General features: G+C 72.5%; 6 protein-coding genes. 3 read left to right on the plus strand and 3 right to left on the minus strand.

Annotation, left to right across the window (positions count from 1 at the left end; genetic code table 11):
• Positions 1–72: 72 nt before the first annotated feature.
• Positions 73–1842 carry a proteasome ATPase gene (gene arc / locus ACJOT3_RS29875; RefSeq protein ID WP_406976477.1) on the minus strand — a complete coding sequence of 590 codons (1770 nt, stop codon included), beginning with the start codon at positions 1840–1842 and terminating at the stop codon, positions 73–75.
• Positions 1843–2252: 410 nt separating this feature from the next.
• Positions 2253–3386 carry a tRNA (adenine-N1)-methyltransferase gene (locus ACJOT3_RS29880; RefSeq protein ID WP_406976478.1) on the minus strand — a complete coding sequence of 378 codons (1134 nt, stop codon included), beginning with the start codon at positions 3384–3386 and terminating at the stop codon, positions 2253–2255.
• Positions 3387–3577: 191 nt separating this feature from the next.
• Between ACJOT3_RS29880 and ppgK the strand changes: the two genes are divergently transcribed.
• On the plus strand, positions 3578–4354 hold the full coding sequence (ppgK, locus tag ACJOT3_RS29885) for a polyphosphate--glucose phosphotransferase (RefSeq protein ID WP_406976479.1): 777 nt from the start codon (positions 3578–3580) through the stop codon (positions 4352–4354).
• 690 nt (positions 4355–5044) lie between these two features.
• On the opposite strand, the gene ACJOT3_RS29890 is transcribed toward ppgK, so the two are convergent.
• Positions 5045–5347 (minus strand): hypothetical protein, encoded by a 303-nt coding sequence (locus ACJOT3_RS29890; RefSeq protein ID WP_406976480.1) that lies wholly within the window; start codon positions 5345–5347, stop codon positions 5045–5047.
• Positions 5348–5685: 338 nt separating this feature from the next.
• Here ACJOT3_RS29890 and ACJOT3_RS29895 point away from each other — a divergent pair, with 338 nt between their 5' ends.
• Complete coding sequence (locus tag ACJOT3_RS29895; RefSeq protein WP_406976481.1) at positions 5686–6996, plus strand: helix-turn-helix domain-containing protein; 1311 nt, start codon at positions 5686–5688, stop codon at positions 6994–6996.
• A gap of 21 nt (positions 6997–7017) precedes the next feature.
• A complete protein-coding gene (locus tag ACJOT3_RS29900; RefSeq protein WP_406976482.1) occupies positions 7018–7491 on the plus strand; it encodes a hypothetical protein in 474 nt (157 codons plus the stop codon).
• Positions 7492–7580: the final 89 nt, after the last annotated feature.

Below are 7580 nucleotides of genomic sequence, written 5' to 3' on the forward strand. Positions count from 1 at the left end.
CCCCTCTCGTCGTTACAGGTACCGGCTCGTCGACAGGTACCGGCTCGTCGACAGGTACCGGCTGGCTCGCCGTTACAGGTACTGGCCGGTGTTGGCCACCGTGTCGATGCTCCGCCCGGAGTCCGCGCCCTTCTTGCCGGTCACGAGGGTCCGGATGTAGACGATGCGCTCGCCCTTCTTGCCGGAGATCCGCGCCCAGTCGTCGGGGTTGGTGGTGTTGGGCAGGTCCTCGTTCTCGCTGAACTCGTCGACGCACGCCTGCAGCAGGTGCGCGACCCGGATGCCCCGGGACCGGTGCTCGATGAAGTCCTTGATGGCCATCTTCTTGGCCCGCGAGACGATGTTCTCGATCATGGCGCCGGAGTTGAAGTCCTTGAAGTACAGGACCTCCTTGTCACCGTTGGCGTAGGTGACCTCCAGGAACCGGTTCTCCTCGCCCTCGGTGTACATCCGCTCCACGACCGTCTGGATCATGGCGTCCACCGTGGCCTTGGTCGAGCCGCCGTGCTCGGCCATGTCCTCCTCGTGCAGAGGCAGGTCCTCGGTGATGTACTTGGCGAAGATGTCCCGGGCCGCCTCGGCGTCGGGCCGCTCGATCTTGATCTTGACGTCCAGGCGGCCGGGCCGCAGGATCGCCGGGTCGATCATGTCCTCGCGGTTGGAGGCGCCGATGACGATGACGTTCTCCAGGCCCTCGACACCGTCGATCTCGCTCAGCAGCTGCGGAACGATGGTGTTCTCCACGTCGGAGGACACGCCCGAGCCGCGGGTGCGGAAGATCGAGTCCATCTCGTCGAAGAACACGATGACCGGGGTGCCCTCGGAGGCCTTCTCCCGGGCCCGCTGGAAGACCAGGCGGATGTGCCGCTCGGTCTCGCCGACGTACTTGTTGAGCAGCTCCGGGCCCTTGATGTTGAGGAAGAAGCTCTTGCCGACGTCGCGGCCGGTGCGCTCGGCGACCTGCTTGGCCAGCGAGTTGGCGACCGCCTTGGCGATGAGCGTCTTGCCGCAGCCGGGCGGGCCGTACAGCAGCACGCCCTTGGGTGCGCGCAGCTTGTGCTCGCGGAACAGGTCCTTGTGCAGGTAGGGCAGCTCGACCGCGTCGCGGATGAGCTCGATCTGCCCGGAGAGGCCGCCGATGTCGGTGTAGGCGATGTCGGGGACCTCTTCGAGGATGAGCTCCTCGACCTCGGATTTGGGGATGCGCTCGTACACGTACCCCGAGCGCGGCTCCAGCAGCAGGGAGTCGCCGGGCCGGATCGGCTCGTCGCGCAGCGGGTCCGCCAGGCGGACGATGCGCTCCTCGTCGTGGTGGGAGATCACGAGGGCGCGTTCGCCGTCCTCCAGGATCTCCTTGAGCATCACGACCTCGCCGACCGTCTCGAAAGACTCCACCTCGACGACGTTGAAGGCCTCGTTGAGCATGACCTCCTGGCCGGGACGCAGCTCGTCCACGTCCACGGAGGGGCTCACGTTGACCCGCATCTTGCGGCCGTTGGTGAAGATCTCGACGGTCTCGTCCTCGCGCCCGCCGAGGAAGACGCCGAAGCCGGACGGCGGCTGGGCCAGCCGGTCGACCTCCTCCTTGAGGGCCACGATCTGCTCGCGTGCCTCCTTGAGCGTGGAGACCAGCCTCTCGTTCTGGCCGTTGGCCGCCGCGAGGTTGGCCTGGGCCTCCCGCAGGCGCTCCTCCAGGAGGCGTACATGTCGGGGCGAGTCGGCGAGCTTGCGCCGGACCACGCTGAGTTCCTTTTCCATGTAGGAGACCTGGGCCGTGAGTTCAGCGACTTCACGGTCCCGGTCGCTCTGACGCTCGTCGTCGCGCTCGGCCACGTCCGCCACCTCCCTTTAGAAGGACGACTACTCGGGAGCGTACCTACCCGTGCCCTGTTCCTAACCTCCCCGGCCCGACGAGTGTCGTAGGCCTCATTTCAAGACCTTGCGTCTTTGCAGGTCAGGGTGCTACCGGATGACCCGACGTAATGAGAAAGTAACCTCTCGGGCGAGGCCGGGTCACGCTTGGACCCCTTGACGGCGCGGCATCGCCGTGCACGTCGGCGGGGATGAAACGGACATGTTTACGGTACTCGAACACCGGGGAGCGCGCCGGGATCCACGCCCGGTGACCGGAACAGGACGGCCCGTCCGGAGACGTGTTCCGGACGGGCCGTGCCGAGGTTTCGGTCGAGATCCTCATCGGGGCGGGGGGTGCGTCCCGTGACCGATGTGGGCCACGGGACCCCGCGCAGGGGTCACTCCGCGGCGGTCTCCGGGGCGGTCGGCTCCGGGACGGTGCCCTCCGGAGCGGGAGCCTCCTGCGCCGGGCTCTCCGGAGCAGCGGTCTCCGCGGCGGGGGCCTCCGGGACCGTCTCGGCGGCCGGTGCCGCCTCCGGTGCCGCCTCCGGGGCCGTCTCAGGGGCCGTCTCAGGGGCCGCCTCGGCGGCGGGCGCCACCTCGGGGGCCGACTCCGGGGCCGGGACCTGAGCCGGGGCCGCGGCGGTGCCGCCCGCGGCCGCGCGGGAGGCCTCGTAGTCCTGGCCGTAGGCGCCCTTGGCCGGACGGCGGCGGCGCTCGGGCGCCTCCACCCCGTCGGCCAGGCGGCGGGCCACCACCAGGAACCCGGTGTGCCCGATCATGCGGTGGTCCGGGCGCACCGCCAGGCCCTCCACGTGCCAGGTCCGCAGCATGGTCTCCCAGGAGCGCGGCTCGTAGAACCGCTCGTCCTCGCGCAGCTCCTCCACCACGCGCGAGAGCTGGGTGGTGGTGGCGACGTAGCAGCACAGCAGGCCGCCGGGGATGAGCGCCTTGGCGACGGCGTCCAGGCACTCCCAGGGGGCCAGCATGTCCAGGAACACCCGGTCCACGTCGGTCTCGTCGAGCTCCTCGACCAGGTCGCCGACGGTCAGCCTCCAGGCCGGGTGCGGGCCGCCGTAGAACCGCTCGACGTTCTTGCGGGCGATCTCGGCGAAGTCGGCGCGGCGCTCGTAGGAGTGCACCATGCCCTTCTCGCCCACCGCGCGCAGCAGCCAGCTGGACATGGCGCCTGACCCGGCGCCGGCCTCCACGACGCGTGCGCCGGGGAAGATGTCGGCCTCCACCAGGACCTGGGCGGCGTCCTTGGGGTAGACGATGGTCGCCCCGCGCTTCATCGACAGGGTGTAGTCGATGAGCAGGGGGCGCAGTGCCACATAGGCGGTACCGGTGTTGGAGCGCACCACGCTCCCCTCGGGGCGGCCGAGCAGGTCGTCGTGCTCGACCTTGCCCTTGTGGGAGTGGAAAGTGCCCCCTTCGTGGAGGGTGATCGTGTGCATGCGACCCTTGGGGTCGGTCAACTGCACGGTGTCACCGTCGGTGAAGGGACCACGGCGGCCATGGATACCGGTCAACGTCGCTCTCGTCTTCCCAGATTCGGTTCGGTCGGGGCGATCGTCCAGCGTATCGGTCCGCCGACACCACCTGGGCACGTCAGCGAGGGGCGGACACGCACCGGTGCGGCGTGCGAAGCCCCGCCGGGCGGGGCAGGATCAGCCCTGCGGGCCGACCGCCCGCCTGAGCACGGACACGGAGACGAGGACCCATGGCAGAGCCGACCACCGGGTTGGGGATCGACATCGGCGGCAGCGGCATCAAGGGGGCCCCGGTCGACCTGACCACCGGGGAGTTCCTCAAGGACCGTCTGAAGATCCTCACCCCCCACCACGCGGGCCCCGACGAGGTCGCCGGGATCGTCGGGGAGATCGCCGCGCACTTCCCCGAGGCGGCCGAGGTGCCCCTGGGCATCACCTTCCCGGGCGTGGTGCAGAACGGTGTGGTGCGCACCGCCGCCAACCTGCACAAGAGCTGGATCGACACCGACGCGCGGGCGCTGTTCGCGCAGGTCACCGGGCGGCCGGTGCGGCTGCTCAACGACGCCGACGCCGCGGCGGTGGCCGAGGCCCGCTACGGGGCGGCCAAGGGGGTGTCGGGGGTGGTGCTGATGACCACCCTGGGCACCGGGATCGGCACGGCGCTGGTGGTGGACGGGAACCTGGTGCCCAACACCGAGTTCGGGCACCTGGAGATCGACGGCCACGACGCCGAGTCCAAGGCGTCCTCGGGCGCCAAGGAGCGCGAGGGCCTGTCCTACCACGACTGGGCGCACAAGCGGCTCCAGCGGTACTACCGGGTGGTGGAGGACCTGCTGTGGCCGGACCTGATCGTGGTCGGGGGCGGGGTGAGCCGCAAGTCGGACAAGTTCCTGCCGCTGCTGGACATCCGCACCCCGATCGTGCCGGCCCAGCTGCGCAACACGGCGGGGATCGTGGGCGCGGCGCTGGCGGCCTACGGGCCGGGCGCGGCGATCCCGGGCGCCTGACGTCCTGCCCCGCCGCCGGGCGGGCGTCGACGACGGTGTGAGCACGGCGGGCGCCCGACGCCCTGCCCCGCCCTCAGGCGGGCACGACCGCCGCGGCACTCCCGGGCACCCGAACGCGCACCGGTCCGCCCGCCGGGCGGGCGCCGACGACGGTGTGAGCACGGCGGGCGCCCGACGCCCTGCCCCGCCGCCAGGCGGGCACGACCACTGCGGCACTCCCGGGCGTCCGAACGCGCACCGGTCCGCCCGCCGGGCGGGCGCCGACACGTCGCGAGCACGGCGGGGGCCTGACACGCGGGCCTGACACACGGGCCCGGCTCGCGGCCGCCCCCTGGTCCGCACCCGGCGGCGGCCGCCGACACCGCGGCGCCCCGGGCGTCCGAGCCCTCGGCGCGTCCGTCATGGGCGACGGTGGCGCACCCCGGCCGCAAAGGGGAAGGGGCCGGGGCGCGCCCCGCCGACACCGCCCGGGGGCGCGGGGCGGGACCGCGGCGGCACGGGGGGACCGTGCCGGCGGTCGACGTGCCCCGGCCACGGGGGAGGTGCGGCCGGAACACCCCGGATCCGGCCCGGCCGCGGAGGGACATGCGGTCGGGACGATCCGGGTCCCCGCCGGTCCGGGCGCGGGGAAACGCGACCCGGGGCGGGGCGATGGGCGCGGTGGGGGCCGCGTGGTCTCTCAGCGGTCTCTCAGGCGCGGTCCAGGGCGCCCAGGATGCGGCGGACCGCCTCGGAGGTCCGGGTGGCCGGGGAGAGCGGTACGCCCGCCAGCGGCCGGGGCTCCCCCGGCCACCGCATCCACCACCACAGGTCCCCCCGGTGCGGCCGCAGCAGCGCGTGCTGCGGACCGGCGTGCACGATGCCGTGCACCCCGTCCTCGCGGGCCTCCACCCCGTGCGAGCGCAGTTCCGCGGCCAGCCCGCGCAGCACGAGGTCGATCTCGCCCGGACAGCACATGCCCGGGTCACCCGCCGGTGGGGTCTCGACGGTCACTCAAGCCTCCCCTGTGGTCGCCAACGACGTTCTCACTCTCCCGCACCGCCGGGACCGGAAAAGCACGCCTATGCGGATCACGCATGAGCTGTTATGCGTGCCCTTCCCGGGGCATGCGATCTCCACCCGAAGAATCACCACCGACCACAATGAATACCAACAGAAGTGGTTTATCACCCTTACCCCGACAACCCACCCCACAAGGGACGGAGCGGTCACCTAAGGCCCTTCGAACGGGGTTGTGAGAAGCCACGAAAAACCGCGAACCCGCGCTTTCCCCGGAACCGTCGGACCGAACACGGCCACCTTCGGCACCGCGAATCCCTAATCTGAACTCCATGTCCCAACTTCCACCGGACCTGTGGTCCCGGCCGCGCCTCGCCGCCGCTCTGGCCACCTGCGACATGGCGACCGTCATCGAGGGGGTGCGCACCGCCCGCGGCTGGTCCCAGGGCGACCTGGCGCGCGCGGTCGCCTACTCCCAGAGCTGGGTCTCCCGGGTCGTCAACGGCCAGCAGTCGCTCACCGTCACCCAGGTGCACGACCTGGCCCGGCGACTGGACATCCCGCTGCACCTGCTCCGCTTCGACGGCACCCTGCCGCCCGACGCCGACCAGGTCCCGTCCGCGGCGCCCGCCCCGGACCGCGCCGCCGACGCCGTCGCCGCGGCCACCGTCGGCGCCGGTGCGGGCCCCGGCGCCCCGTTCGAGGGCGTCCAGCTCGCCATCGACGAGACGACCGCGCCCGCCCTGCGCGCCATCACCGGCGGCCAGCGCCGCATGGACTCCACCTCGCCCGCCCGCGACCTGCTGCCCAGCGCCGTGGCCCACGTGCACCTGGCCGAGCGGATGCTGCTCAAGGCCCGCGGCACCACCCACCACTCCGCCGTCAGCGCCGCCGCCAGCGAGGCCTCCGGGTTCGCCGCCTGGCTGCACGCCGACCAGGGCGACATGGGCTCGGCCCGCATGCACTACCGCACCGCCGTCATCCGCGCCCGCCAGGCCGGGATGCGCCTGCTCGACGTGTACATGCTCGGCTCCCTGGCCGCCTTCGAGATCGACACCGCCGAGGACCCCGAACTGGGCCTGGGCCTGGTCCAGGAGGCCGAACACGTCCTGGGCCCCTCCGCCCACCCCACCGCCCGCGCCTGGCTGGCCTGCGTGGGTGCGCTGGCCCACGCCGGGATCGGCGACCGCTCCGCCGCGGCCCACGCCATCGGCCGCGCCGAGAAGGAGATCTCCCGCTCGGGCAACATCAACCCGCCCTGGCCCTGGGTGTTCGCCTTCGACCAGGCCAAGATCTCCGGCTACCGGGCCCTGGTGGGGGTGCGCCTGCGCCGCCCGCACGACGCCCGCGACGCCTTCGCCGCGGCCTCGGGGTCCCAGGGGCGCGGCGCCAAGCAGTCCGCGGTCCTCAAGGTCGAACTGGCCGCCGCGCACGCCGAGGCGGGCGATGTGGACGAGGCGTTCCGGCTGGCCGTGGAGGCCCTGGAGACCGGGACCCGGTTCGGCTCGGCCCGGGTCGTGGACCGGGTCCGCTCCTTCAGACGCCGCTACAGAGGCCCGGAGGCCGCCTGTGTCCGAGACCTCGACGACCGTCTCGCCCTGCTCGTGAACGCCGCTCCCGCATCTGGGTACAAAGGCGGCTAAACGAACAGCAGGGAGGATGACGTGATCCGCATCGGCATCACCGGCCATCGCAACCTGACCCCCGGTGTGGGCGGCGCCGTCGCGGCCCTCATCGACGCGCACCTGGAGCCGTACGGGTGCGACATGGTGGGCCTGTCCTGCCTGGCGGACGGGGCCGACGCCCTCTTCGCCGCCGCGGTCGTCGACGCCGGAGCCCCGCTGGAGGTGATCGTGCCCGCCCGGGGCTACCGCGACGGGCTCCCCGCCGAGCACCACCCGCTCTACGACCGCCTGCTCTCCCAGGCCGTCCTCGTCCACGAGCTACCGCACGTGGAGTCCACACCCCGCGCCCACCTGGAGGCGGGCCGCCTGCTGGTGGAACGCTGCGACCAGCTCGTCGCGGTCTGGGACGGCGAGCCCGCCCGCGGCCCCGGCGGCACCGCCGACATCGTCGCCTACGCCCGCTCCCTGCACCGCCCGGTGTCCGTCCTGTGGCCCGAGGGCGCCCGGAGGTGAGGGCGCCGGCGGGGTTCTGGAGGCCCCGGAGGAGAAGCCCGAGGAACGAGGACTTCGACGGAGGGGCCGAAGGTTCCCGCCCTCTAGGG

This window comes from Nocardiopsis protaetiae, from assembly GCF_045446735.1.
GTDB lineage: Bacteria > Actinomycetota > Actinomycetes > Streptosporangiales > Streptosporangiaceae > Nocardiopsis > Nocardiopsis protaetiae.